General features: G+C 58.0%; 23 protein-coding genes. 13 read left to right on the forward strand and 10 right to left on the reverse strand.

Translation table 11 applies throughout. The annotated features are described in order from the left end of the window. Positions 1–408 precede the first annotated feature (408 nt). The gene (locus H4317_RS06350) at positions 409–1,509 is read right to left on the reverse strand and encodes a glycosyltransferase family 9 protein (protein WP_185889294.1); all 1,101 of its coding nucleotides are present in this window, start codon (positions 1,507–1,509) and stop codon (positions 409–411) included. Positions 1,510–2,010: 501 nt separating this feature from the next. Beyond that, positions 2,011–3,375, reverse strand: coding sequence for an adenylosuccinate lyase (gene purB, locus H4317_RS06355; RefSeq protein ID WP_185889295.1), 1,365 nt, complete (start codon positions 3,373–3,375; stop codon positions 2,011–2,013). A 163-nt stretch (positions 3,376–3,538) separates the two neighbouring features. Here purB and H4317_RS06360 point away from each other — a divergent pair, with 163 nt between their 5' ends. After that, the gene (locus H4317_RS06360; RefSeq protein ID WP_185889296.1) at positions 3,539–5,689 is read left to right on the forward strand and encodes a transglycosylase domain-containing protein; all 2,151 of its coding nucleotides are present in this window, start codon (positions 3,539–3,541) and stop codon (positions 5,687–5,689) included. A gap of 69 nt (positions 5,690–5,758) precedes the next feature. On the opposite strand, the gene H4317_RS06365 is transcribed toward H4317_RS06360, so the two are convergent. The 3 genes from H4317_RS06365 to hemG form a co-directional block, all read right to left on the reverse strand. Continuing rightward, a complete protein-coding gene (locus tag H4317_RS06365; protein ID WP_185889297.1) occupies positions 5,759–6,694 on the reverse strand; it encodes a TerC family protein in 936 nt (311 codons plus the stop codon). Positions 6,695–6,752: 58 nt separating this feature from the next. After that, positions 6,753–7,541: a polyprenol monophosphomannose synthase gene (locus tag H4317_RS06370; RefSeq protein WP_185889298.1), complete on the reverse strand. Its 789-nt coding sequence runs from the start codon at positions 7,539–7,541 to the stop codon at positions 6,753–6,755. Positions 7,542–7,652: 111 nt separating this feature from the next. Next, a complete protein-coding gene (hemG, locus tag H4317_RS06375) occupies positions 7,653–8,990 on the reverse strand; it encodes a protoporphyrinogen oxidase (protein WP_185889299.1) in 1,338 nt (445 codons plus the stop codon). 137 nt (positions 8,991–9,127) lie between these two features. On the opposite strand from hemG, the gene H4317_RS06380 reads away from it, so the two are divergent. Further along, complete coding sequence (locus tag H4317_RS06380) at positions 9,128–9,652, forward strand: D-glycero-alpha-D-manno-heptose-1,7-bisphosphate 7-phosphatase (protein WP_185889300.1); 525 nt, start codon at positions 9,128–9,130, stop codon at positions 9,650–9,652. Positions 9,653–10,002: 350 nt separating this feature from the next. Here the strand turns inward: H4317_RS06380 and H4317_RS06385 are convergent, their stop codons facing one another. Together H4317_RS06385 and H4317_RS06390 are read right to left on the reverse strand one after the other, a co-directional pair. Next, complete coding sequence (locus H4317_RS06385) at positions 10,003–10,158, reverse strand: hypothetical protein (protein WP_185889301.1); 156 nt, start codon at positions 10,156–10,158, stop codon at positions 10,003–10,005. A 97-nt stretch (positions 10,159–10,255) separates the two neighbouring features. Next, complete coding sequence (locus H4317_RS06390; protein ID WP_185889302.1) at positions 10,256–11,659, reverse strand: type III PLP-dependent enzyme domain-containing protein; 1,404 nt, start codon at positions 11,657–11,659, stop codon at positions 10,256–10,258. Positions 11,660–11,971: 312 nt separating this feature from the next. Between H4317_RS06390 and rocF the strand changes: the two genes are divergently transcribed. The 4 genes from rocF to H4317_RS06410 all read left to right on the forward strand — a co-directional run bounded on the left by rocF (position 11,972) and on the right by H4317_RS06410 (position 16,303). After that, positions 11,972–12,946: an arginase gene (rocF, locus tag H4317_RS06395; RefSeq protein ID WP_185889303.1), complete on the forward strand. Its 975-nt coding sequence runs from the start codon at positions 11,972–11,974 to the stop codon at positions 12,944–12,946. Positions 12,947–13,055: 109 nt separating this feature from the next. Then, on the forward strand, positions 13,056–13,514 hold the full coding sequence (locus tag H4317_RS06400; RefSeq protein ID WP_185889304.1) for a YbaY family lipoprotein: 459 nt from the start codon (positions 13,056–13,058) through the stop codon (positions 13,512–13,514). A 279-nt stretch (positions 13,515–13,793) separates the two neighbouring features. Beyond that, positions 13,794–15,587 (forward strand): arginine--tRNA ligase, encoded by a 1,794-nt coding sequence (gene argS / locus H4317_RS06405; protein ID WP_185889305.1) that lies wholly within the window; start codon positions 13,794–13,796, stop codon positions 15,585–15,587. A gap of 134 nt (positions 15,588–15,721) precedes the next feature. Then, entirely contained in the window at positions 15,722–16,303 is a 582-nt protein-coding gene (locus H4317_RS06410) for an LOG family protein (protein WP_185889306.1), read from the forward strand. Positions 16,304–16,409: 106 nt separating this feature from the next. Here the strand turns inward: H4317_RS06410 and H4317_RS06415 are convergent, their stop codons facing one another. Continuing rightward, positions 16,410–17,498 (reverse strand): 3-oxoacyl-ACP synthase III family protein, encoded by a 1,089-nt coding sequence (locus H4317_RS06415; RefSeq protein WP_185889307.1) that lies wholly within the window; start codon positions 17,496–17,498, stop codon positions 16,410–16,412. A gap of 220 nt (positions 17,499–17,718) precedes the next feature. On the opposite strand from H4317_RS06415, the gene H4317_RS06420 reads away from it, so the two are divergent. The 4 genes from H4317_RS06420 to H4317_RS06435 all read left to right on the forward strand — a co-directional run bounded on the left by H4317_RS06420 (position 17,719) and on the right by H4317_RS06435 (position 20,350). After that, the gene (locus H4317_RS06420; RefSeq protein ID WP_185889308.1) at positions 17,719–18,294 is read left to right on the forward strand and encodes a glutathione peroxidase; all 576 of its coding nucleotides are present in this window, start codon (positions 17,719–17,721) and stop codon (positions 18,292–18,294) included. 107 nt (positions 18,295–18,401) lie between these two features. Further along, positions 18,402–19,085, forward strand: coding sequence for an HAD family hydrolase (locus H4317_RS06425; RefSeq protein WP_260625841.1), 684 nt, complete (start codon positions 18,402–18,404; stop codon positions 19,083–19,085). 73 nt (positions 19,086–19,158) lie between these two features. Further along, positions 19,159–20,094 carry a 1,4-dihydroxy-2-naphthoate polyprenyltransferase gene (locus H4317_RS06430; RefSeq protein ID WP_185889309.1) on the forward strand — a complete coding sequence of 312 codons (936 nt, stop codon included), beginning with the start codon at positions 19,159–19,161 and terminating at the stop codon, positions 20,092–20,094. A gap of 13 nt (positions 20,095–20,107) precedes the next feature. Then, positions 20,108–20,350: a hypothetical protein gene (locus tag H4317_RS06435; protein WP_185889310.1), complete on the forward strand. Its 243-nt coding sequence runs from the start codon at positions 20,108–20,110 to the stop codon at positions 20,348–20,350. Between the two features lie 73 nt (positions 20,351–20,423). Here the strand turns inward: H4317_RS06435 and H4317_RS06440 are convergent, their stop codons facing one another. Next, the gene (locus tag H4317_RS06440; protein WP_432805908.1) at positions 20,424–22,109 is read right to left on the reverse strand and encodes a DEAD/DEAH box helicase; all 1,686 of its coding nucleotides are present in this window, start codon (positions 22,107–22,109) and stop codon (positions 20,424–20,426) included. A 326-nt stretch (positions 22,110–22,435) separates the two neighbouring features. Between H4317_RS06440 and H4317_RS06445 the strand changes: the two genes are divergently transcribed. Then, a complete protein-coding gene (locus H4317_RS06445) occupies positions 22,436–22,687 on the forward strand; it encodes a hypothetical protein (RefSeq protein WP_185889311.1) in 252 nt (83 codons plus the stop codon). Positions 22,688–22,715: 28 nt separating this feature from the next. Here the strand turns inward: H4317_RS06445 and H4317_RS06450 are convergent, their stop codons facing one another. Continuing rightward, positions 22,716–23,732 carry a Gfo/Idh/MocA family protein gene (locus tag H4317_RS06450; protein ID WP_185889312.1) on the reverse strand — a complete coding sequence of 339 codons (1,017 nt, stop codon included), beginning with the start codon at positions 23,730–23,732 and terminating at the stop codon, positions 22,716–22,718. 123 nt (positions 23,733–23,855) lie between these two features. Between H4317_RS06450 and H4317_RS06455 the strand changes: the two genes are divergently transcribed. Then, positions 23,856–24,596 carry a class I SAM-dependent methyltransferase gene (locus H4317_RS06455; RefSeq protein WP_185889313.1) on the forward strand — a complete coding sequence of 247 codons (741 nt, stop codon included), beginning with the start codon at positions 23,856–23,858 and terminating at the stop codon, positions 24,594–24,596. Between the two features lie 81 nt (positions 24,597–24,677). Then, positions 24,678–25,808: a CaiB/BaiF CoA transferase family protein gene (locus H4317_RS06460; RefSeq protein WP_185889314.1), complete on the forward strand. Its 1,131-nt coding sequence runs from the start codon at positions 24,678–24,680 to the stop codon at positions 25,806–25,808. Positions 25,809–25,975 lie beyond the last annotated feature (167 nt).

Raw genomic sequence — 25,975 nt, forward strand, 5'->3', positions numbered from 1 at the left:
AGCTGAAGCAACAACGGGTGACAGTGACATCGACTCAATATTTGTGGTTCATCGGGTGCGGCAGCTTTCCGACACCACAGCGTTGCAATACGGGCATTGGCAATGCATGCATAGTACGTGGGATACACTGAGCGCCTCTCTTAACAGCCTCTACACGTTAGAAACGATGCTGGCTACGTTCAAAAAGCAGGAATGGCCGCGCTGGGTTGAGGGGTACCGAGAGTACCAAATTGAAGTGACCCTACTCCCACAAGACAGTACGAGCCAGACAACAACAGGCCTGCTTAAACCAGCTGGCAAGCCGAATAGGAAGACTAAAATCAAGCGCAAAAATACTTCCTTCCAGCAGCACAAGCACTATTTCAGGCAGCTTACGGGAGCGGCCTACTTCACTACAACTGCAGTAGCTTATACCAGCGGCACACTTGCCTGCACGGCCTCGAACACCTTTTCTGCGGGCAGTTCTTCCATACAACTGGTGCCCAGCTGGCAGGTGCCGCGGTAGAAGCATACGCACTGCTTGTCAGGCCCCACGAGTTGGCCGCGGCCGTAGAGGTCGAATTCGTAGGGGTTAAAGATGTTGTTCATCAGGATGGTGGGCTTGCGGAGTGCGATGCTGATGTGCATGGCCATGGTCACCTGCGTCACGATGCCGTCCATCTGGTGCATCAGGTTGATGAACTGCTGCAGCGGAAATGTACCTAGATAAGCAGCACCGGTAGCTTCCTGCAGCACCCGGTTACGGGCGTGTTCCGCTTCGCCGCCGAGCAATACAGGCGTGTAGCCGGCGGCCTGAAGCTGCGTAATCAGTGCAATCCACTTCTCATCTGACCACAGGCGCGTCGTCCATCGGTCGCCGCAGCCGGTGTTCAGGCCAATGCGCGGGCGGCCTTGTGGCAGCGCGTCCCAGCGGTAGCCTTTGTCTTCGTGGGTATCAAAAACGTACTCTTCGCCCCGGAAATCGAAGCCGCACAACTCAAATATCTCCTGCACATAAGGCTTCTGATTCTGCAGGCTGAGTTGGTCGAAGACGCCGGTCAGGAACTTGTGGTGGGCCTGCTCGTTCTGGGGCCACGCCACACCGTCGTATTCGCGCAGCGTGTAGCCAAACTTGGCTGGAGCATCTACTTTCAGAAGCAACGCACAGGCCTCTTTTTCCTTGTCTAGGTTGATGGCTACGTCGAAGCGCCGGGCCATAAGCTGCAAAGCACTGGCGAAATCGAACTTCAGAATCTCCTCTACTTCGCCCTGGGGCAGGATAGCGGGTGTGAGTGTCAGCCAGGTGATATAGCAGCTCGGATATTCCTGACGCAACCGCCGCAGCAGGGGCGTAGTCCGAATGACGTCGCCGATGGCGCCCAGCTTGATAAGGAGGATGCGCTTCTGCACCGGCGCGTACACCGGACAGTCGGAGCAAACGTAGCTGTGTTCTTTGTTGGGGCGGCAGGGCAGGTCGCCGCGGAAATAGCGGCAGTCGGAGTGAACAGTGACGCCGGAAAGGTCGGACATAAAGGACGCGGTTAGGAACCGCGAAGATAAACACCCTGTCCGATGTTGGATACCGCCGCTAGCGAGGAAGTAGCTGCGGAATGCGGCCCGGTTCTGGGCGGCTCAGGGCTGATACGCTCCCCGGTATGTTAGCTGGCCGATCCGAAGCCCAAGTAGGTAAATCGGTAAACTGAGGAGTAGCCGGCAGGAGCTTATCGAGAGGTACAGCTGCCCGAGGCGGTGGCACAGGGCTATCTGAGGTGAATGTATCGGAATAAAACATGCAAATCGGTGTTAGGACGGAGCAGTATCGATACCAAATGTCCTCTTATTCAAGGCTGTAGGCAATACCTACTTTTCGGTATTTTTTTGAGAATAATTTGTTGCTACAGTGAGCTAGTTGTAGGAGTATTCAGTATGGGATAAAGGCGTATTAGTGTTTTTACAGCGTACTATAAAACAAGAAAGCTCCAATCTGCCTACACGCAAACCAGAGCTTCCCCTAAAGGTAAAATCACATATCTACATCCCTACATAGCTCTGCGGCGAGATGCTGCGCAATTCAGCCTTCACACTCTCTGTTACCTCTAAGTCGTCTACGAATGAGGCAATGGTTGCAGCCGAAATGGCTTCGCCGGTGCGGGTAAGGACTTTGAGGGCGTTGTAGGGGTCGGGGTAGTTTTCGCGGCGCAGCACCGTCTGGATGGCCTCGGCTACTACGGCCCAGTTAGCTTCCAAGTCGCGGTGTAGGGCGGCTTCATCGAGGGCCAGCTTGTCGAGGCCGCGCTGCAGCGCTGTGAGGGCAATGAGCGTGTGGCCCAGCGGTACGCCCAGGTTGCGGAGTACCGTGGAATCGGTCAGGTCGCGCTGCAGGCGACTGATAGGCAGCTTAGCCGACAGATGTTCCAACATGGCGTTAGCCAGGCCCAGGTTGCCCTCGGCGTTTTCGAAATCAATAGGATTCACTTTGTGCGGCATTGCCGACGAACCTACTTCCCCAGCCTTGATGGTTTGGCGGAAATAGCCCATCGAAATGTACTGCCATACGTCGCGGGCCAAGTCGATGAGGATGGTGTTGAGCCGCTTCAGTCCGTCACAGAGCGCGGCCAGGTGGTCGTAGTGCTCAATCTGGGTGGTGGGGTAGGAACGGTGCAGCCCCAGACGGTTGTTCACGAACACCTCTGCGAACTGGTGCCAGTCTACCTGCGGATAGGCCACATGGTGGGCGTTGAAGTTGCCAGTGGCGCCGCCAAACTTCGCCGCGAACGGAACCTGCCCCAGCAGTGCTACCTGCGCATCAAGCCGGGCCACAAACACCTGCACTTCCTTGCCCAAGCGCGTAGGCGAAGCCGGCTGGCCGTGGGTGCGGGCCAGCATCGGCACGGTGGACCACTGCCCGGCGCGCTCGGCTAGGCTGTTGCGGACCTGCGCGTAAGCGGGCAGCAGCGTGTTGATGAGAGCATGCTGCAGGCTCAGCGGAATGGCGGTGTTGTTGATGTCCTGTGAAGTCAGGCCGAAGTGAATAAACTCCAGGTACTGGTCCAGACCCAAGGCTGCAAACTGGTCGCGCAGGAAATACTCCACGGCCTTCACGTCGTGGTTGGTTACTTTCTCGTGGGCCTTCACTGCCTCAGCATCGGCCGTTGAGAAGTTCTTATAGAGGGCACGCAGTTGTTCGTACACAGCAGCGTCTACCGTTTGCAACTGGGGCAGCGGCAACTCGCAGAGAGCAATGAAATATTCCACCTCCACCAGCACCCGGTACCGGATGAGGGCCAGCTCTGAAAAATAGAGCGCCAACGGGGCCGTAGCGCGGCGGTAGCGGCCATCGAGCGGCGAAACGGCAGTGAGCGGAGTGAGGGCAGCGTAGTCGGCAGCAGCGTTCATGCGTAGAAGGGGTTGGCCAGAATAGGCCAAAGGTAGCGAAGGCGCTGCGTGCCGGAAACCGACGAGGGCCTTTTTCGTTACCTTTGTACTCCGAGTGACGGCGGGTTTGGCACGAATCTGGCCCGGCCCGGCCGCGACTTCCTTCTCTCTCCGAACTGTTCGCGTGACTCCAGCAACGAAGAAAAAAATAGCTATTGGCGTAGGTATCCTGGTGGCCCTGCTGACCATAGGCCTCGGCGTGTTTCTGGCCAAACGCCAGGAATTGCTTGATTATGCGCTGCAGCAGGTGAAAGTCAAGGCTGAGCGCAAGTACCCCGTAACCTTGGCCCTGGGCCCGGCCCGCTTCACCGACCTGAATACCGTGCAGGTGGCCGGCATGAGCCTCGTACCTAAAGGTGCCCCCACCGATACGCTGATGCGGGCCCGTCTGATGACGGTTTCGCTGAGCGTGAAATCGTTGTTTGCCGGGCGGCCGGTGTTCAGCAACCTCGAAATCAGCGACGCCCGTTTTACGGCTCGCAAAACAGCGGCCGGCACCGACAACTACTCGTTTCTCTACAAAAAGAAAGGTAAACAGCCAGCCATTCCGCGCGACACAACCAAAGGCACCAACTACGGGCTGCTGGCGAATCAGCTCCTTGAGGCCAGCTTCGATAATGTGCCCGGTGAGGCAGATTTCCAGAACTTTCTTGTGACGTACGACAGCCCCCGCCACCGGGCGCGCATTGTAATGCCCCGCCTTTCTATTGAGGACGGCGACATTCAGGGGCAGCTGACGGCGGTAATTGATTCGGTGGAAAACCGGGTGGGCGTACAGGGCCACATCGAGCCCGGTGACTATGCGCTGAACGCGGAGGTATTTGGGCTGGACCGCCGCCCCGTGACGCTGCCTTATGTGCAGCGCCGCTACGGGGCCCGCGTACAGTTCGATACGCTGCGTTTTAGCATCTCCGACAAGGATCTGGACGATGATGAGCTGACGGTGCGTGGTACTGCTTCAGCGGCCAATTTCATTGTAAATCATCCTAAGCTCTCCGACCGGGATGTGCGCTTCCCGCGCGGCGGCATCGACTTCGCGGCCCGGCTGGGGCAGGCCTTTGCGGCCCTAGAAAAGGGCACCAAAGTCACGCTCAACAGAATGGAGTTTTACCCGGTGATGAGCGTGCGCAAACTGCCGCTCAACCAGCGGGTGGTGGGCAAAATGATAAATGGCGTCCGCAACCGCCGCGAAATGCTGGCCGGACTGCAGGTAAAAGCCGATATCCAGTCGGCAGAAACACCGGCCAACACATTCTTTGCAGCCTTGCCCGAGGGCATGTTCAATACGCTGGAAGGTATGCAGGGCAGCGGCACGCTCACCTACCGCATGCACCTTGACCTGGATATGAACAAGGTCGACAGTCTGGAATTTAGCTCCGGTTTGACACCCAAGAACTTCCGCATCACACGCATGGGTGCCGAAGACCTCAACAAGCTCAACCAGGAGTTTATCTATACTGCCTACAACGACAAAGGGGACTCTATTAAGGCGTTTGCCGTAGGTCCATCCAACCCCAAGTTTGTGGCTTATGATGACGTAGCGAACTACCTGAAAGCTGCCATCATGACGGCTGAAGACCCACGCTTCCTGACGCACAAAGGCTTTATGGAAAAGGCTTTTGTGAAATCGGCCATCCAGAATATCAAGGAGAAGCGCTTTGCCCGTGGTGGAAGTACTATCTCCATGCAGCTGGTGAAAAACGTGTTTTTGACGCGGCAGAAAACCGTGACCCGCAAGATTGAGGAAGCACTTATTGTGTGGCTCCTTGAAAATACCAAGCTGGTATCGAAGGAGCGCATGTTTGAAGTGTACCTGAACATCATTGAGTGGGGCCCGAAAATATACGGCGCGACAGAAGCCGCGCAGTTCTATTTCGACAAGCAGCCCGCCAACCTCAATCTTTCTGAGAGTCTGTACATGGCCAGCATCATTCCGCGGCCTAAATACTACCAGAACTCCTTCAATCAGTACGGTGAAATGCGCAGTTCCTCGCGCTATTTCCACCGGCTCATTGCAGACCTGATGCTGCGCAAAGGCCTCATTTCGGAAGACGCCCGCAATTCCCTGAGCTACAGCCTGAGCTTCCCTGGCCGCGCCCATAGTTCCATTTTCCGGGCCGTGCGCGACACCGTGCGAGCCTTCCAGCCGGCCGATTCCACGCAGTTTGAGCCGCTGAACCTGATTGACCTGCTGGGCGGCATGCCCGACGAGGGTGTAAACACCACTGCGCCCGCGCCACCCGGTGGCAATCCGAATCCCGCTCCCAAGCCGTAGTACACCCTAGCAAAAAGCCCGACTGCCATAACGCAGCCGGGCTTTTTGCTAAATGGACGCATGCTGTTTTTATGGCTGCACGGGTTCTTCCTCTTTCTTCGGCCAAACCAGTGAAGCTACCACCGAGAGGAGCAGAATACCGCCCACGATGCCGAGCGAAAGGACCATGGAAAGGTGGAAAATCTCCGAAAACAGCAGCTTGGTTCCGATGAAGATCAGAATGAGGGAGAGGCCGTAGTGCAAATAATGGAACAGCCGCATAAGGCCTTCCAGCGCGAAATACAGCGCCCGCAGGCCTAGCAGCGCAAACACATTGGACGTGTACACGATGAAAGTGTCGCGCGAGACGGCCAGGATAGCGGGAATGGAATCGGCGGCAAACACTACATCCGTGGTTTCTACCATCACCAGTACTACTAGCAGCGGCGTAGCGAACAGCATCCCATTCTGGCGCACGAAGAACTTTCCACCATGCAGCTGATTGGTGATAGGCAGGTGGCGGCTCAGAAACTTTACTACCGGGTTAGAATCTGGGTCAATTTCGGGCTGGCCGGCGCTAGTGGCCATCTTGATGCCGGTATACACCAGAAAGGCGCCCAGCACATACAGCAGGAAATGGAATTTGGCCAGCAGCGCAGCACCCGCAAGAATGAAGCCCGCCCGCAACACCAACGCGCCTATAATGCCCCAAAACAGGATTTTGTGCTGATACTGGGGCGGGACCTTGAAGTAGGTGAAGATGAGCAGGAAGACAAACAGGTTATCTACGCTCAGTGACTTCTCGATGAGGTAGCCAGTCAGAAATTCCAGACCCGCCTGCCGTCCCATCCAGTGGTAGACGAGGTAGTTAAACGACAGCGAGAGGACAATCCAGAAAGCACTCCAACTCAACGCCTCGCGCATTTTTACTACATGCGCCTTGCGGTTGAACACCAAAAGGTCGAGCAGGAGCATGGCCAGCACGAAGGCATTGAATCCAACCCAGAAAAGGGGAGTTATTTCCATGAGCAGAGACAGGATGAACCCAAAGCACCAGACGCAGCGCTACTGGCTGCCGCTACGCTTACCGGGTTTCGGGGGCCGGGGTTGCAGAAACTACCGGGGCCGGGCTGCTGGGGGCTACCTGCTCGAAGCGGCGGAACCAGCTACTCACCTTCATCTTGATAACCCCTAGGAAAGCTTCCTGCACAATGCCTTTGCTCATTTTGGACGAGCCTCGGGTACGGTCGGTGAAAATAATGGGCACCTCCTGGATGCGGAAGCCATATTTGTAGGCCAGCCATTTCATCTCAATCTGGAACGCGTAGCCCACAAACCGAATCCGGTCGAGGGGAATAGTCCGCAGTACGCGGGCCGTATAGCACTTGAACCCCGCGGTGGAATCCATAATGGGCATACCCGTAATAAAGCGTACGTAAGCAGAGGCAAAATATGACATCAGCACCCGGTCCATGGGCCAGTTGACCACATTTACGCCCTGAATGTAGCGCGAGCCAATAGCTAAATCATAGCCTTGGTGCGCGCAGGCATTGTAGAGCTTTACTAGGTCGTCGGGGTTGTGTGAAAAGTCGGCATCCATCTCAAACACATATTGGTACCCCCGCTGCAGCGCCCACCGAAACCCGTGGATATAGGCCGTGCCCAGCCCAAGCTTGCCTTTGCGCTCTTCCAGAAACAGGCGTCCCGGAAACTCGGCCATCAGGCTTTGCACAATAGCGGCCGTACCATCTGGCGAGCCGTCATCGATGATGAGCACGTCGAATTCCTTGGGCAACGAGAATACCTTGCGGATGATGAGTTCCGCATTTTCACGCTCATTGTAGGTCGGTATCAGGACGAGCCCGTCATTCATTGGTCAAAGATAGAAGTTAGGCAGAGAGTGGGGAAGTGGAAGCGGGAATTTGTGAAACACACAACCCGCCGGTTTGATAGACGGCTTCGTTTTTATTGTTGTCTGCCCTGCTTAGCGCTGCGTTAGTTCGCTGGCCACCAGCAATGCCTGCCGGATACAGTCCGGCACGCCCACGCCACCCCGCCAGTTGGCCACACTCCAGATATTGTGGGCTTGTAGCGCATCAGCCGCGGCATGAGCCGGCCCGATGTGCTGGTCGAACTGAGGAATGGCCCGCTCCCAATAGTACCGAAATTGCCACACAGGTTGCGCGCCTTCCCGGATGCCGTACAGGCGGCGCAACTCTTCATGTACTGCCGCTTTCTGGGCGGCTTCCGGCTGGCGGGCATGGCGTTCATATTGCGCACCACCTACAAACGTGGTGAATAGCACCTGTCCGGCGGGCGCCCGCCCAGGAAAAATGGAGCTGGTCCAGATGCTGCCAGCAGCGTAGGGTTGCTCCACTTTGGGGTTCAGGGCTCCAAAGCCGTTGAGCGGGTGGCTTACATCGGCGCGCTGGTAAGCGGTATAGACAGCTGCCATGGGCGGATACTGGACATCGTCCAGCGCCGCCGCCGCTTCCGCAAACAACGGCCGCAGCAACGGTGCTGCTGCATACGTAGGCAGCGCCAGCACTACCGCATCATAGACGGTGTCGGTATGGGGTGATGCCGTAGCAGTTTGTAGCTGGTAACGGCCCTCAGGAGTGCGCAGCAGGCCTAATACGGGCTGCCCGACGTGGCGGTGCGTGAGGCGGGCAGCCAGCGTATCGGTCAGGGTCTGGATGCCGTGGCGCAGCGTAATGATGCGCCGCCGCCCAGCTCCGCCGCCCGATTTGGCCAGTCCGCGCAGCACTGAGCCGTACTGCTGCTCCAGCGCTGCTACCTTGCTGAACGTCTTGTGTACAAGCAGTTGCTCTGGGTCGCCGGCATAAATGCCTGAAATGAACGGATTGACAGCATAGTCCACAATTTCAGAGCCGAACCGCCGCCGAAAAAAAGCCGCTACTGTTTCCTGCGGATCGACTGGCGCAGCAGGCCGCAGAAGCTCCCCGAGAATATTGAGTTTGCCTTTCAGGCTAAAGAACCCATTAGTGAGCAGACTGGGTGGGGAGCCTGGTAACTCCTGATAGCGGCCGTCGCGCAATACGTAGCGGTGCTTGCTCACAGCGGCCGCATCTTCTATTTCATCGGTCAGGTCCAACTCCGTCAGCAGGGCGAGGAGTTCGTCGCTCAGCTGCAGCGAATTGGGGCCGGTTTCGAGTAGATAGCCGGCCGGGTGCTGCACGGAGCGCAGGCAGCCACCTGGTGTAGCTTCGGCCTCAAACAGGTCGTAGGCCACACCGGCCTTCTGCAGCTGCCAGGCCAGCGTCAGGCCCGAAATACCGCCGCCAAGGATAGCTACAGTCATAGGATAGTGGTAGGGGAGAAAGAAACTACAGGGGGAGCAGCAAGTAGCAAAGGTAAGACGGCTACGCCCTGGGCGGGGTGCTGCCTTCCATTACTTTTACCTTTGTTGCTTGCCATCTACTCACTCAACTAACCGCCATGAAAAATAAAGCCGTGTTCCTTGACCGGGACGGTGTACTCAACAATGAAATCGGGGACTATGTGTGGGAACCCGAAAAGCTTGTGGTTTCGGATGGCGTACCGGAAAGTCTGGTGCGGCTTAAGCAGGCCGGCTACTACCTCATTGTCGTCACGAACCAGGCCGGTATTGCTAAAAAACTCTACACGGCCACCGATGTAAAAGCCTGCCACGACAAACTGCAACAAACCTGCAACGGCCTCATTGATGCCTTCTATTATGCTCCCGGCCACCCCAGCGTGTCGGAGTCGTTGTCGCGTAAGCCCGATTCGCTGATGCTGGAAAAAGCCATAGCGCGCTTTCACCTGGACCCGGCGCAGTGCTGGATGGTGGGCGACCGGCTGCGCGATATGCAAGCCGGTGCCAAAGCCGGCGTGCAAGGAATACTGGTAGGAGAGGATGAAGGCTACGGCTACCAGCCACATGTGGCCCATCTGACGGCAGCCACAGAACTTATTCTGGCCAGCCAGCCTGTTAGCTATTGAATACCAGCAAACAGCCCTGCCGGTTGCCAACAGATAGCCGGCAGGGCTGGTAAGTAGATTATAGCTGGCGCCGCTACCTGGGTAGCAGGTTGCAGGCTGCTGTAAGCCGGACATTTTCTGAAACCAAGCAAAGCAGTGTTCTAGTCGTCTTCAAATGCTAATACTACGAAGACGATGCTGTAGCAAGGGCCTAATCATAACTGCCTTTAACTTCATAGCGGAATCATCTTCTGTAAATTATACAGATGGTAAGTTTGGTCCGGAAGTAGCCTGAAAACCAAAAAGCCAGCTGTTGCGCAAGGCAACGGCTGGCTTTTTGTCAGGAATATGACGGCGTACGAAACGGCGCTTTACTGACGCGCAGTTTCTGGCGTAGCCGAAGAAGCCATGATAGGCGACGAAACACGGTTAGCAGCTTTGGTGCTGGTATAAGCCGGGCACTTCTGCTTGTTGCATGCGCTCAGACCCAGAACGGCCACAGAGGCCAGCAGGAGTAGCTTTTTCATTATGAAAAGTGAAACAGGTTAAGAAAGAGGAGCTAAAGCTCAAAAATACAATTTCCGGGCGGCCCGTCCAACCACGCCGCCCGGAAATATGCAGAATCTATTCCTGATAGCCTAGAATGCGCATCATCGACTCGCCGGTTTGCTTTTCAGCAAATACATAGTCGGTGAGCGTGCCATCTTCGGCGCGGTCGAGAATAACGTGCTTAGGCGCCGGAATCAGGCAATGTTTGATACCGCCGTAGCCCGAAAGACTTTCCTGGTACGCGCCGGTATGGAAGAAGCCCACATACAGCGGCTCGGTGTCTTTGGCGGGCTTGCGCTCTGGCAGAAACACCTGGTAAATGTGCTTTTCGGCGTTGTAGTAATCCTGCGAGTCGCAGGTGAGGCCGCCGAGCTGAATCTTCTTGTATTGCTTGTTCCAGCCGTTGAGTGCCAGCATGATAAAGCGCTGGTTCAGGGCCCAGGTATCGGGCAGGTTCGTGATGAATGAGCCGTCAATCATGTACCACAGCTCCTTGTCGTTCTGCAGCTTCTCGTCCAGAATGCTGTAAATCGTAGCGCCCGACTCGCCCACTGTGAAAATACCGAACTCAGTGAAAATGTCCGGCTCCGGCACGCCTTCCTCAGCACAGATGCGCTGGATGGTGCGCAGCACTTCCTCAATCATGTACGGGTAGTCGTACTCCTTCTGAATGCTGGTCTGAATGGGCAGGCCACCCCCGATGTCAATGGTGGTGAGGGTAGGACACACTTTGCGCAGCTCGCAGTATTTGTGCACGAAGCGGCTCAATTCCGACCAGTAATAGGACGTGTCTTTGATACCCGTGTTAATGAAATAGTGCAGCATCGTCAGCTCGAAACGCGGATCATTCTGGATGCGCTCCTGGTAGAGCGGAATGGCGTCGGCGTAGCGGATGCCCAGGCGCGAAGTGTAGAACTGGAAGCGCGGCTCCTCGTCGGAAGCCAGGCGCATGCCCACGTTGCACTTTTCGCGCACGTTGTCGTGGTAGTAGTCTACCTCATTCGGCGAGTCCAGAATGGGCATGCAGTTCACAAAGCCTTCGTTGATGAGGCTGGTGATTTCGCGCTTATACTCTTCGGTTTTGAAGCCGTTGCAGATGATGTACGTGTCTTTGGCCACCTTGCCTTTGGCGTGCATGGCCCGGATGATACTGGTATCAAACCACGACGACGTTTCGATGTGCACGCCGTTCTTCAGCGCTTCTTCCACCACAAAGCTGAAGTGCGAAGCCTTGGTGCAGTACGCATAGGAATATTTGCCCTGATACCCGATTTTGTCGATGCCGGTCTGGAACCATTGCTTAGCCCGCTGGATCTGGGAGCTGATTTTGGGCAGATACGTGAGGCGCAGCGGCGTGCCATGCTTCTTGACCAGCGCCATCAGGTCGATGTCGTGGAAACGCAACTCGTGTTGCTCCACCTGGAACTCATCGGTAGGGAAATCGAACGTCTGGGAAATCAGGTCGTGGTAGGTATCCATTGACGGGAAGGTGTGGGGAGATGAGTTAAAAGGCCTGTCATCCGGAGTGTGCGAAGGACCTTGTCACGACAGAACAACGACTTGTTCTGTCGTGACAAGGTCCTTCGCACACTCCGGATGACAGGATATTTTCAACTGGTTGAGCTTTTGCCGAACTTAGTGCCCGCAAAGATACCCCCTCGCGGGGGTTTTGGTTGTGCTTTGTTCGTTGGTTGCGCCGGAGGGTCCGTGCGCGTCAAGCCTGAGAGGAACTCCCACCCGCTCAATCGGCAAGCATCAGAACCACTCTAACCCTTTTCCTGCCAATGTAATATGCGACGCATTAAGCTTCTGGAGGTCCGCTCCGAGCTCGGAGCCGGGACCCGTGGTGCCAGTATGGGCGTAGATGCCCTGAAAGTTGCCTGCCTCAACAAAGGGTCCGACTACTTCCGTCGGTTCAACTCGGTGAACGTGCCGGATCTGAACCACGTGCTCTTCGAAAAAAACCATTTTCCGAAGGCCAAGCACATCGATTCTATTTATACGGTGCAGAAAGGCATTGCCAGCACCGTGGAGCAGACGCTCCGTTTCGGCGAGTTTCCGCTGGTGCTGGCCGGCGACCATAGCAACGCCTCCGCCACCATTGCGGGTATTAAGGCGGCCTATCCGCACAAGACGCTGGGCGTGGTGTGGGTAGATGCGCACGCCGACATTCACTCGCCCTACACTACGCCTTCCGGCAACATGCACGGCATGCCGCTGGCCATCAGCCTCGGCGATGATAACCGCGAGTGCCAGCGCAACCAGCCGGAACCCGAAACCGAGTTTTTCTGGCAGAAACTAAAAAACCTAGGTGAGCCGGGTCCGAAAATCGCGCCCGAGCACCTCATTTATGTGGTGGTGCGCGATACGGAGGCCGAAGAAAATGCCATTATTGAGCGGCTGGGCATCAAAAACTACAAGCTCGACGAGGTGAAGGCCAAAGGCACCCGCCAGGTAGCCCGCGAGATTTATGAGCGGTTGCGCTTCTGCGACATGGTCTACATCAGCTTTGATGTGGACTCGCTGGACTCGCGCTTTTCTAAAGGCACCGGCACCCCCGTAGAGGCCGGCCTGAATGTGGAAGAAGCCATTAGCCTATGCCGCGCCCTGCTTGATAATGACCGGGTAGTGTGCTTCGAGATGGTGGAAATCAACCCCACTCTCGATAACATGAACACCATGGCCACCAATGCCTTCGACATTCTGGAAGCCGCTACTGATGCCATCCAGAACCGGCTGCGCATGGAGGAAGTGGTGAGCCGCTAAATAGCCCAAACGAAATAGCCAGGCCCTGCCGTATTGCCACTTGCAGAATAGCAAAAACCGGATACATTCGTAGCTACCTGTTGCGTGTGTATCCGTTTGCTGCTCTGTCATGAAAATCCGTCTGCTTTCTGCCTTCTGTGTGCCTGTGCTGCTAGCAGCCTGCACTGCTAGTCCCTCCGCTACCAGCAGCGCTGGAGCTTCTGCGGCCGAGGCTTCGCAGCCAATGACTGTGCCCCGGGATACCGTAACGGGGACGCTGGCCTATCGGGAGCGGATGGCCCTGCCCGCGGCGGCTATAGTACAACTGCAGCTGCAGGATGTGTCGAGGCAGGACGTAGCGGCTACTATTATTGATTCGGTGACCATTCGGCCTAACGGGCAGCAGGTTCCGCTCTCGTTTGCGCTTACCTACAATCCTGCCCGTATTCAGGAAAGCAACACGTACGCTGTGCAGGCCCGCATTCTGCTGAACGGCCAGCTGCTGTTCATGAATGATGTGTCTTACCCGGTTATCACGCGTGGCAACCCCCGGCAGGTGCAGATGGTGTTACGCAGAGCAGGAAAATGAAGCAGGGTGCGGGGCTTCCGGTCGGGGTTTCTACCTTTGTGGCCGCAGCGGCCCGGCGTGGCAGCGGCGCTAAGTGCTTATGAACCCGGTTTTTTGGCAGCTTCTCTTGCGACGAATGTAGCGTAGGCTTCGGCTAGGCGCTGGTGGGCCGGTCTGCTTCCGTAGCAGGCCCATTGCTACACCAGCCCGCCAGACGCTTACGCCCTCCCGCTGATTCTGCCCTAAATCGTCGTATTTCCGAAGCCTGTATCCGGCTTCACTCTCAGCATTCTGCTTTCCGTGCAACAACTCGAAACTACTCTCAAAGCGGCCCTCGGGGCAGCTATCCAGAACGTATTTGGCACCGAGGTGCCCGCCGCTCAACTCACGCTGCAACCCACGCGCAAAGAATTCGCGGGGCAGTTTACACTCGTGACGTTCCCCTTCACCAAAGCCTTGGGCAAAGGCCCCGAGCAGATTGGACAGGCCGTAGGGGAGTGGCTGGTAGCCAATGAACCATTGATATCGGGCTACAACGTGGTGAAGGGCTTCCTCAACCTCGAAATTGCCGATGCTCAGTGGGTGCGAGTATTCGAGAAGCTCCGCCAGACGCCCGCGGGCACGCCCATCCCAACCGGTGGCCCGCAGAACGTGGTGGTCGAGTATTCGTCGCCGAATACCAACAAACCCCTACACCTGGGCCATCTGCGCAACAACTTCCTCGGCTACTCGGTGGCCGAGATTCTGCAGGCCACCGGGGCCACCGTCACGAAGGCCAACCTCGTCAACGACCGGGGCATCCACATCTGCAAATCCATGCTGGCCTACCAGCAGTATGGCCACGGCGAAACCCCACAGAGCGCTGGCATCAAAGGCGACCATCTGGCCGGCAAGTACTACGTGCTGTTTGAAAAGCACTACCGCGAGCAGGTGAAGCAACTCGAAGCCGAAGGCGTACTGCCCGACGTAGCCAAGCGCCAGGCCCCGATGATGCTGGAAGCCCAGGACATGCTGCGCGCCTGGGAAGCCAACGATGAGGAAGTAGTGAGCCTCTGGCGCCAGATGAATGGCTGGGTGTACGAGGGCTTTGACGCCACTTATACAAACATCGGCGTTGATTTCGACAAGTATTACTACGAGTCGGGTACGTACTTGCTGGGCAAAGAGCGGGTAGAGGAAGGCTTGCATAAAGGCGTATTCTTCAAGAAGGAAGACGGCTCGGTGTGGGTAGACCTGAAAGAGGAAGGCCTCGACGAGAAGCTCCTGCTCCGCGCCGACGGCACCTCCGTCTATATCACCCAAGACCTAGGCACGGCCGAGTTGAAGTACCAGGACTTTGGCTACGACCTGAGCGTGTATGTCATTGCCGACGAGCAAAACTACCACATGCAGGTGCTGAAGGCAGTACTGAAAAAGCTGGGCAAGCCCTACGCCGACGCCATCTACCACCTCAGCTACGGCATGGTAGACCTGCCCTCGGGCAAGATGAAAAGCCGCGAAGGCACCGTAGTAGACGCCGACGAGCTGGTGCGCGAAGTAGTGGAAGCTGCCAAAGCCGCCACCCTCGAAAAAGGCAAAACCGAAGGCCTCTCCGACGACGAGCTCAACCAGCTTTACCACATGCTGGGCCTGGGCGCACTCAAGTACTACCTGCTGAAGGTAGACCCCAAGAAGCGCATGCTCTTCAACCCCGAAGAGTCGGTGAAGTTGGAAGGCGACACGGGGCCGTTCATTCAGTACTCGCACGCCCGGATTGCCGCCATCATGCGCAAAGCCGCCGAAATGGGTATTCCGGCTGACGCAGATACCAGCGCCCTGACGGAGTTGCCAGCTTCGGCCCGGGAGATGGTGCAGGAACTGGGCCGCTACCAGAGCGTGGTACAGGAGGCCGCCCGCACGTTCTCGCCGGCCGTGGTAGCACAGTACGCCTATGACGTGGCCCGGGCCTACAACCGCTTCTACGCGGAAGTGAGAATTTTTCTGGAACCCAACGAAGCTACCCGCGCATTCTACGTGGCCCTTTCGGCCCAGACCGGCCAGACAATCAAAGCCAGCATGGGTTTGCTTGGCATCCAGGTGCCCGAACGGATGTAAGCCAGCCCCGCACCCTGCGCGGGCGGAAATACTTTTGTGTGTAGTGCAGCAGCAGCGCCAGCAGTTGGCGTTGCTGCTGTTTTTTCTTTTGTTACTAATGACGGACAAGGCCTCTAGCCAAGTCCGGTTTGCTTATGAAAAGCGTAGCCGTGTATTGCGGTGCCAGCAGCGGCACCAACGAATTGTTTACCCAGCAGGCAGTAGCCCTGGGACAGGCGCTGGCCGAGCGGGAGTTTACGCTGGTGTATGGCGGCGGCCGTGTGGGCCTGATGGGCACTATTGCCGATGCCGTGATGCAGCAGGGAGGCAAGGTTATCGGGGTAATTCCCGATTTTCTGGCCGATAAGGAGCTGGCCCATACCGGACTTACGGAGCTGCATATCGTGAAAAGCATGCACGAGCGGAAGCTGCTAATGGCCGATCTGGCCGAAGGCTTCGTGGCTATGCCCGGCGGCTACGGCACGCTGGAAGAGCTATTTGAGGTGCTGACCTGGGGCCAGCTGGGGCTGCACAAAAAGCCCATCGGCGTGCTCAACGTGGCCGGCTACTACGACCACCTGCTCCGCGCCCTCGACCACATGGCCGACGAAGGCCTGTTGCGCCAGGAAAACCGCAACCAACTCCTGAGCCACCCCGCGCCGCACGCCCTGCTCGACGAAATGCTGGCTTACCAACCAGTGAGCCTGGAAAAATGGCTGACGCCTCGCACTACATAATAGCTAGCATAGGGACAGAAAAGCCGTCATCCTGAGCGTGCGAAGAACCTTATCACGTTTGGATAGGTCCTTCGCACGCTCAGGATGACAGTGGTTTGAGTCTACTCTACTCAGCCGGAATGCGGTACACTACAGCATTACAGTTCATGCCGGCCCCCACGGAGGCAAACACAAGGTTGTCGCCGGGCACAATGCCGTTGTCAGGAAGCTGGTGCTTCAGAATCAGGTCCAGCAGGGTAGGGAGCGTTGCTACCGACGAGTTGCCGAGCCAGGAAATAGTCATGGGCATCACGCCGGCCGGTATGGTGGCCTGGTCGTAGAGGCCGTACAGGCGCTTAAGAATGGCCTCGTCCATTTTGCCGTTGGCCTGGTGAATGAGCAGCTTACGCATGTTTTCGATGGGTAGCTCTGCTTTCTCCAGCGTGTCTTTTATGGCCTGCGGTACGGTTTTGAGCGCATACTCGTAGAGCTTGCGGCCTTCCATTTTCAGGAATAGCTCGTCGCCTACATACGCCGGGTTGTACGATTTGTCCATGCGCAGCAGGTGAGCTGCCTGCACCGTATCGGAGCGGGAGCCGTGGGCCAGAATACCAATGGGCGTGTCGCTTTCCCGGGCTTCCAGTAGCACGGCGCCGGCGCCATCGGCATAGATCATGCTGTCCCGGTCGTGTGGGTCGCAGACGCGGGAAAGGGTTTCGGCCCCAATCACCAGCACCCGCTTGGCGTCGCCGGAGCGTAGATAATAATCGGCCTGAATGATGCCTTGCAGCCAGCCGGGGCAGCCAAAGGGCAGGTCGTAGGCAATGGTTTTGGGGTTTTCGATGCCCAGCTTGTGCTTGACGCGGGCCGCCAGCGACGGTACAAAATCGGAACGGCGGTTGCTGATGGAAACGTCACCGAAATTGTGCGCCACCAAAATGTAGTCCAGTTGCTCGGGGTCGGCGTCGCACGACTGAAACAAGTTCTGCGCGGCCAGAAACGCCAGATCAGAGGCTACTTGGTCGTCTTCGGCATAGCGCCTTTCCTGGATGTCGGTGATTTGGGCGAAACGCTCTACAATCTCGGCGCCGGGCTTGGTGAGCGGCTGCCCATCGGCATCGAAGAAAGAGGTGTCAATGAAATCTGCGTTGCGAACAACGCGGGAAGGAATATAACTGCCTGTTCCGGTAATGACCGAATAGAGAGTCCTACGCATGAGCAGTGTGGTATGTAGTGAAGGTCGCCAATTGCCGAAAGTAGGTCCTTTTCGGGTATTGTCGTGTCAGGTTGTATAAAATTCCGGCAATTTTTAGAGCAGCCGCAGGAGTAGCCACCCAACATTCTGCTGCTACTATGGTTTGACGCAACACCGGGCTTCGGTGCTACATTGCCCCACCCGAAGTCTGTGCGTTTCGGTTTTGTTTACTTCTCTTCCTATGAAAGCCTTTGTGATTTTGGGCACGCTGCTGGCCAGCGGTCTGTCTTTCTCCCACCTTTCCAGCATTCCCACCATGACCGAAACATCAACCCCCGCGACGGGCACCGTCTACGATTTTACCGTCAACGACATTAATGGCAAGCCGGTGAAGTTGAGCCAGTACAAAGGTAAGAAGCTCCTCATTGTAAACACGGCCTCGGAGTGTGGCTACACACCACAGTACAAAGAACTGGAGGAGCTGTACAGGAAGTACGGCAGCAAAGTGACAGTGCTGGGCTTCCCAGCCAACAACTTTGGAGGGCAGGAGCCGGGTACCAACGAGCAGATTTCCACTTTCTGCGAAAAGAACTACGGCGTGACGTTTCCGCTGTTCAGCAAAGTATCGGTGAAGGGCGAAGACACGGCGCCACTGTATAAATTCCTCGCCGATAAGTCGCGGAACGGTGCGGTAGGAGAGGCACCGAGCTGGAATTTCTGCAAGTACCTGGTAGATGAGCAGGGCCACGTGGTGGCGTTTTATCCCTCCAAAGTGAAGCCCATGAGCGAAGAGCTGGTAGCGGCTGTCCAGAAATAGAGTTAACTGATTTTGCTCCGGCCTGCTACGAATGTGCTGACAGCACTACATCCATAGCAGGCCGTGGCTTTTGCTGCCGTAAGCAGTGGGTTTCTCTACCTTCGCCTGTGAAAACCACACTGCACCGCATGATACGCACCGTTATTTTCGACATGGACGGCGTCATTGTCGATACCGAACCTGTACACCGGTACGCGTACTACCGTCATTTCGACGAACTGGGCATCCGCGTGTCCGACGATGAGTATGCCGAATTCACGGGCCGTTCTACCAAAAACGTCTACCAGCATCTCAAAGACAAGCACGGGCTGGAGCATCCAGTGCCTGATCTGGTGATGGGAAAACGTGAGTTTTTCAACCGCGCCTTCGACGAGAAACCCGACCTGGAACTGCTGGGCGGTGTGCGCCATCTGATTGAGGATCTGCATCAGCACGGCATGCAACTGGTGCTGGCCTCCTCCGCGTCGCGCTCTACCATTGATAGAGTGATGCGGCGCTTTGCGCTGGGCCCTTACTTCTCCCACCTCGTCAGTGGCGAAGATTTCCCGCGTTCCAAGCCCGATCCAGCCATTTTCGAGCACGCTGCCGTACTGTCTGGCGCGCCCCGGCAGCAGTGCGTCGTGATTGAGGACTCTACCAACGGCGTGGCGGCGGCAAAAGCAGCCGGTATCTACTGCATCGGCTACCGCAGTGAGCATTCGTTGCTGCAGGACTTGCACTTGGCTGACCTCGTGGTGGGCCATTTTTCGGAGCTGACGGCCGTGCGTATTGCCGCTATTGAGCCGGCTTAGTCCGTAACTTTACCGCCCGGACGAGCTTGCCTGCGAAGGTCAGAACGCCGCTGACGGCTTATTCTCTGTTTTTATGGCATCTTCTCCTGCCACCCCAACTGCTCCTGTATTTTCTGCCAAAGCTTGGCTTTCTGCGTTTCGGCCGCGTACTCTGCCGCTGGCGCTGGCCAGCATCATGGCCGGCGGATTTCTGGCCGCCAGCCACGGCCAATTTCGGGGTGATGTAGTAGCGCTGGCCGCACTTACCACTATTCTGCTTCAAATTCTGAGCAACCTCGCCAACGACTACGGCGACTCGCAGAACGGCGCCGACAGTGTGCACCGCGAAGGGCCGCAGCGTGCCGTGCAGAGTGGGGCCATCACGCCGCAACAGATGAAAAAAGGTATGGGCGTGTTCGGTCTTCTGTCGCTGCTCAGCGGGCTGACTTTGCTGTGGGTGGCGCTAGGCACGGGCGGCGTCTGGATTTTTGCCACCTTCTTCGTGCTGGGCTTATCGGCCATCTGGGCGGCTGTGAACTATACGGCGGGCTCTAAGCCCTATGGCTATGCTGGCCTCGGCGACGTGTCGGTGTTCCTCTTCTTCGGGATAGTAGGCGTGTGCGGCACGTATTTTCTGCAAACCCGCGCCCTACCGCTGACAGTGCTGCTACCTGCTGCCGCGTTGGGCTTCTTCGCTACGGCCGTGCTCAACGTCAACAACATCCGCGACATCCGCTCCGATGAACTGGCCGGCAAAATCACGATTCCAGTGCGGCTGGGGCCGGTGCGGGCGCGCCGCTACCACTGGCTGTTGCTGCTGCTGGGCTTCGGGTGCGCGGTGGTGTATGTGGCCCTCACGTATCATTCGCCGTGGCAGTGGCTGTTTCTGCTAGCCGCGCCGCTGCTGCTGCGCAACGCCCGCGCCGTATGGCAGCGCCAAGACTCGATGCAACTAGACCCGCTGCTAAAGCAAATGGCCCTGACGACGTTGGTGTTTACGCTGCTGTTTGGGCTGGGACAGGTACTATGAATTCACTAATCCTATGTCCGAATTAGCTGCCGCAGGTAATGTTCTTGCGCCGGCTTACCATGTGCTGCAGGAAAAGGGCTATCAGGTTTCCTTTGACAAAGAACACGACTGGTGGGTCGCCCGGAAAGCTGGTATACAGTTGATAGGGTATTCTACTCTAGAATTGTGCGGACTCGCTTATATGCACGAAGCGAAAGGCCAGGAGTGGAGAGTGACAGATGAGCAGATAGAGGCGTACATGCAACTAGCACCGTGAGCCTCGCACTACAGACAATAAGCAGAAAGTCCCTGTTACTGGTATAACAGGGACTTTCTGCTTATTGTCTTACTTACTCGGCGCTGGGTGCCGCTGGAACCGGGCTTTCGGTGGCTGCTGCATCTCCTTCGGGCCGTGGGCCACGGCCGGAGCGGTTGCGGCCGCCCCGCTTGCGCCGGCGCTGACCTTCGGTTTTTTCGCCTTCGGCCCGCGGCTCAGTTCCTTCCGGCTGCTCTCCTACGGGGCGTGGAGCACGTGGCTCCCGTGGCGGGCGGGCTTCGCCTTCCGGGCGCGGGGCGCGAGGCTCCCGGCGGGGGCGGCTTTCGCTGCCTTCGGGGCGGTCTTCGCGGGGTGGGCGCTGGTAGGGCTGCGCGGGGGCCTGGCCGGAATCCAAAGCAGCTAGAGCGGCCTGGGCTTTGGCAATACGCGCCTGCTGGTCGGCGTCGGGCTTGCCGTCGCCGCGGCTGGGGCGGTTTCCCTCGCGGCCACCGCTGCGGCCGCCACCTTCGGAGCGCGGGCCCCGGTCATGGCTGCCACTATTGCCGCCGGAACGGCCGCCGCGCTCTGGCCGGCCGCCAATCTTGCCGCGCAGCCCGCTAAAGCGTTTCGGGTCAAACTCGGGTGCTTCGCCTAAGCCCATAGCTTCCGTGATGCTCTGCTTTTCTACTTCGCGCTCAATCAGCTTTTCAATCTTCAGTACCCGGTCCTGGTCTTGGTCGGAAATGAAGGTGATGGCCGTGCCTTTGGTGGCCGCCCGGGCCGTGCGCCCAATGCGGTGCACGTAGTCCTCGGCGGCGCGCGGGATGTCGTAGTTCACCACGTGGCTCAGCGAGTCGATGTCGATGCCGCGGCTGAGTACGTCGGTGGCTACCAGAATCGGAAACTGCTTGTTCTTGAAGGCCCGCATGATTTCCTCGCGTTCCTCCTGCGTCCGGTCGGAGCTGATGCCCCGGGCCTCGATGCCGAGCTTGTTGATGGCGCGCACGATACCGCCCACGGCCGCTTTCTGACTCGTAAAGAGCACCATGCTCTGCACGTCCTGGGTTTTGATGATGTGCTCGAGCAGGTAGATCTTCTGGCGGTCGAAAGCCATGTAGAACTGCTGGTCGATGCCGGCGGCGGGCTTGGATACGGCCAGCCGGATTTCCTCCGGGTTCTTGAGCAGCTGCTGCGAAAAGTCGCGGATTTTACTGGGCATGGTGGCCGAGAACAGCAGCGTCTGACGCTCTTTCGGCAGCTGGCGCACGATGTTGAGGATGTCATCGGAGAAGCCCATGTCCATCATCTTATCGGCCTCGTCAAGCACCAGATACTTCAGGTCCTCAAACTTCACGTAGCCCATCTGCATGTGCGCAATCAGGCGGCCGGGCGTGGCAATGATGATGTCGGCGCCGGAGGTGAGGGCACGTTTCTGCTGCTCCCAGCCTTCGCTCTTGCCGCCGCCATAGATGGCAATGGAACTGGCTTCCACGAAGTAGCCGAAGCCTGTCACCTGCTCGTCAATCTGGGTGGCTAGCTCGCGGGTGGGTACCAGCACCAGCGTGGAGGTGGTGCCGTGCTTGGCATGGGAAATCTTGTCGAGCAGCGGCAGCAGGTAGGCGGCGGTTTTGCCGGTGCCGGTCTGGGCGCAGGCAATCAGGTCTTTGCCTTCGAGAATTTTGGGAATGGCCTGCTCCTGAATGGGCGTGGCATTCTGGTAGTTCATGGCGTCCACGCCGGCCAGCAGGTCGTCGTGGAGGTTGAATTCGTGAAACGTCAAGGTTCAGCGAGTTAAATGGTGAATGGCTGACCTTGGTTTCCTGGTCAGCTTGCGGCAGTATATAGTCTTACAACAAAGATAGAAGGATTTCGCGCGGCTATGCCTCGGCAGATCAGGGCAGTTGCGCGGGCAACTTGTGCGCTGTGCGAGTGTAAGATAGGCAGCTCGTGGACCGAGGCCGGTTTGGCAAATGAACGTTGCTGCCAGCCAGGCTACCGGAGAAGAAGTAAACGAAGCTGCCAAAAAACACAGCAGGTAAAAGCGGACTGCTACGTCACATACTTCACCAGCTACGTACGTACTGTTATACCATCCGCCCCATCGTCATGTCTACTGATTTCGCCGCCAACAGCTCCCAACTCGTACGCTACCACCTGCAATTGCCCGAGTCGATAGAAGAGCAAGGCCTGATTTCTATTCGCAGCCTGCTTACCGAGCACCACTTCCTGGTAGACCAACTTGGGCCCGGCGAAGCAGTAGTGGCCTCTACGCAAGGCGCTGACCCGGACTGGGGCCCGATCAAAGCGGCTATGAAGGCACTCGGACACCCGATTCTGGCTGTTACCACGGCAGAATAGCTTCTTCCGCTTGCGCCAACCAACCTTACTACTGCTCCAGCGCCTGTAGTTGCCAGCGTAGTTCCTCAGCCCGGACAGGATACGGCCTGTCGTGGCGTAGTGCCTGATACACTGCCTCGAATAAAGCTGGGTAGTTGCCTTGTGGTGTGGAGAGGTAGGTCACGGTTTTTTCGCCGTTTTCTGCCACTACTGTTATTGCCCCTGCCGAGCCGGCCGGATCATGCCCGTAGGCGGCATCGGTGGGCAGCAGTCCCTGGTCGAGCTGGGTTTCCTGCACGTCCGTGCGCTGCAGTTGAAAGCTGCCGTGGGTGCCGTGCAGCACATAGGCGGGCACGGGGGCAGCTGTGAGTAGGCTGCCAGTTACAAACACGTTCAGGCCGCCGGGGTAGGAAAGGTGCAGATGAAAATAGTCGTCGACGCGGGAACCGGGGCGGTGGCTGGCCAGCGTTTTGTGTACTTGCGCCGGTTCCCCGAACAGGCTCAGGGCTTGGTCCAGCACGTGCGGGCCCAGGTCGAAGCTGAGGCCGCTGCCGGGCGTGGCGGGGTCTTCCTTGAACGCCTTGGCGTTGAGTGCCGCCTTGTACCGGTCGAAGCGGAAATGCACCTCCGTAAGCTGCCCCAGCTGTCCGCTTTCTACCACCTGCCGTACCAGTTGAAAGTCGGAGTCCCAACGCCGGTTCTGGTAGCCGAACACATGCAGCTGCCGCTCGTGAGCCAGTTGCAGAAGCTCATCCAGCTCCGCAACGGTGGTGGCCACAGGCTTTTCGATGAGCACGTGCTTCCCGGCCTGCAATGCCTGCCTGGCCAGCTCGAAGTGCGTGCCGTTAGGCGTATTCACTACCACCAACTCAATTTCCGGGTCGGCCAGTAGCTCCGCCACGCTACCCAAGCTCAGGATATCAGGATACAACTCGGTAGCCTGCTTGCGGCTGCGTTCAACCACTGCCCGCAGCTGAAAGTGAGGGCTCGTGGCCAAGAAGGGCGCATGAAAAATACGTCCCGACATGCCGTAGGCGAGCAGGCCGGTCTGGATTGGATGAGACATGGGCATATATTGGTAAGGGGCTAGATTGTTAGGGGCAGCCGGCCGTATATGCAGGCAAAGGTACGGGTAGTTATGCCGTGCCGGCAGCTGCCCAGTACCAACGCCCAACAATGACACCCCACTATGCTTGACCGATTCTCCGCCCAGGCCGACCTCTATGCCCGCTACCGCATCGACTACCCACCGGAACTGTATGCCTGGCTACTGCCCCATGTGCCGGGCCGGGAGCGGGCCTGGGACTGCGCCACCGGCAACGGGCAGGTGGCCGCTGAACTGGCCAGACACTTCGCCCAGGTAGAAGCCACGGACATCAGTGCGGCGCAACTGGCGCAGGCCCCGCCGCTGCCCAACGTCACGTACCAGAAGTCGGCAGCGGAGCATACGCCGTTCGCGCCAGCCTCCTTCGACCTGATTACTGTGGGGCAGGCCGTGCATTGGTTTGATATAGATGGTTTTAACCGGGAAGTGCGCCGCGTAGTGCGGCCCGGCGGCGTGGTAGCCGAGTGGGGCTACGGCCTCGTGCAGCTGCACAATGATCCGCAGGATGCACTTATCCGCACATTCTACGCCGATACTATGCGCCCTTACTGGGACGAGAACCGCTGGCACATCGACGACGAATATGCCCGGCTACCGTTTCCGTTTGCGGATGCAGCGCAGGCCCGTTTTCCGGTAGCCCGGCAATGGTCGGCGGCGTGGTTCCTCAACTACCTGCGCACCTGGTCTAGCGTGGTGAAGTACCAAAAGCAGCACGGCCACGACCCAGTTCTAAGCATCGCCGAAGAGCTAACCAGCCTGTGGGGACCGGGCGAGCGGCAGGTGGTGTTCCCGGTATTTGCCCGGCTGGGAACAGTCGCTGGGTGAAATGCATCTGCCACCGGGTTAGGAGTAGCGTGTAAGGATGCAGGAGCAGCAGTTCGGCGGGTTTGCCTTTCTTGCAGGCCTATGTCTGCTACTTCCTCTTCCGATTTGCCGTTTCACGGCCTCCGTGTGCTGGAACTGGCTTCCGTGCTGGCCGGCCCGCAGGTGGGGCAGTTTTTTGCCGAGTTGGGGGCCGAAGTCCTCAAAATTGAAGGCCCAACCGGCGATGTGACCCGCACCTGGCGCACGGCCGCCGAAGCTCCTGATACCACCGTCACGGCGTATTTTTCCTGTGCTAATTGGGGCAAGCAAAGCCGGGTGCTAGACCTGACAACGCCCTCTGGCCGCGCCGAACTGCACCGCCTGGCCCTCGAAACCGACATCGTGCTAGCCAGCTACAAGCCCGGCGACGCCGAGAAGCTGGGCGCAGACTACGGAACGTTATCGGCCCACAATCCGCGGCTGCTCTACGGGCACATCACGGGCTATGGCCCACACACGGCCCGCGCCGGCTATGATGCCGTGCTACAGGCCGAAACCGGGTTCATGCACCTTAATGCCGCTGGCCCGGCTGCCGAGCCCCAAAAGATGCCGGTGGCTCTTATGGACTTGCTCACCGCGCATCAACTTAAGGAGGGCTTACTAACCGCGCTGTACCGGCGTGAGCGAACCAGCCAAGGTGCGCTAGTGGAAGTAAGTTTGCTGGATAGTGCGCTGGCCTCTTTGGCCAACCAAGCCGCTACCTTCCTCGTCACGGGCCACGACCCGCAGCCGCTGGGCTCCGGCCACCCCAGCATTGTGCCCTATGGTACGGTGTATAAAGCTGCTGATGGCGTGCGCCTGTTGCTGGCTGTGGGTGCCGACCGGCAGTTTCAGCAGCTGTGCGACGTGCTGGAGCGCCCCACTTGGGCCGTCGATGCCCGCTTTCGGACCAACCCCGCCCGCGTGACACACCGCACCACGCTGGAGCAGCTCTTGCGCGAACGAATTGCCGAAATAAGCAGTACCGACCTGCTGGCTGAACTGGAGCGGCGGGCCGTGCCAGCAGGTGCCGTGCGCACCGTTGGGGATGCTCTGCGGCAAGAGTCGGCGCAAGCTATGTTGCTGCCAGCGCAGCCGGAATTTCCGCATCCAGGGTTGCGTACCGTGGCCTTTCGTAGCCCGGGGTGGCCAGTGGCAGCGGCGGTGACTGCGCCTCCTCTGCTGCCCCGGTAGGGCCTTCTGGCTTTGGTCTTCGACAGCGGTAAAGTTTTGGCCAATCCCAGACTACCGAAACTCGACGGCCGTTACCTTGCGTAGATACCAGCACTATACTGGCCGCTTCCGGGCGGCTATTCACCCGGCGCGCAGCCCGCCTGCCCGCTCCCGTACCTGTTCTTCCA

It is taken from the genome of Hymenobacter sediminicola, assembly GCF_014250515.1.
Lineage (GTDB): Bacteria > Bacteroidota > Bacteroidia > Cytophagales > Hymenobacteraceae > Hymenobacter > Hymenobacter sediminicola.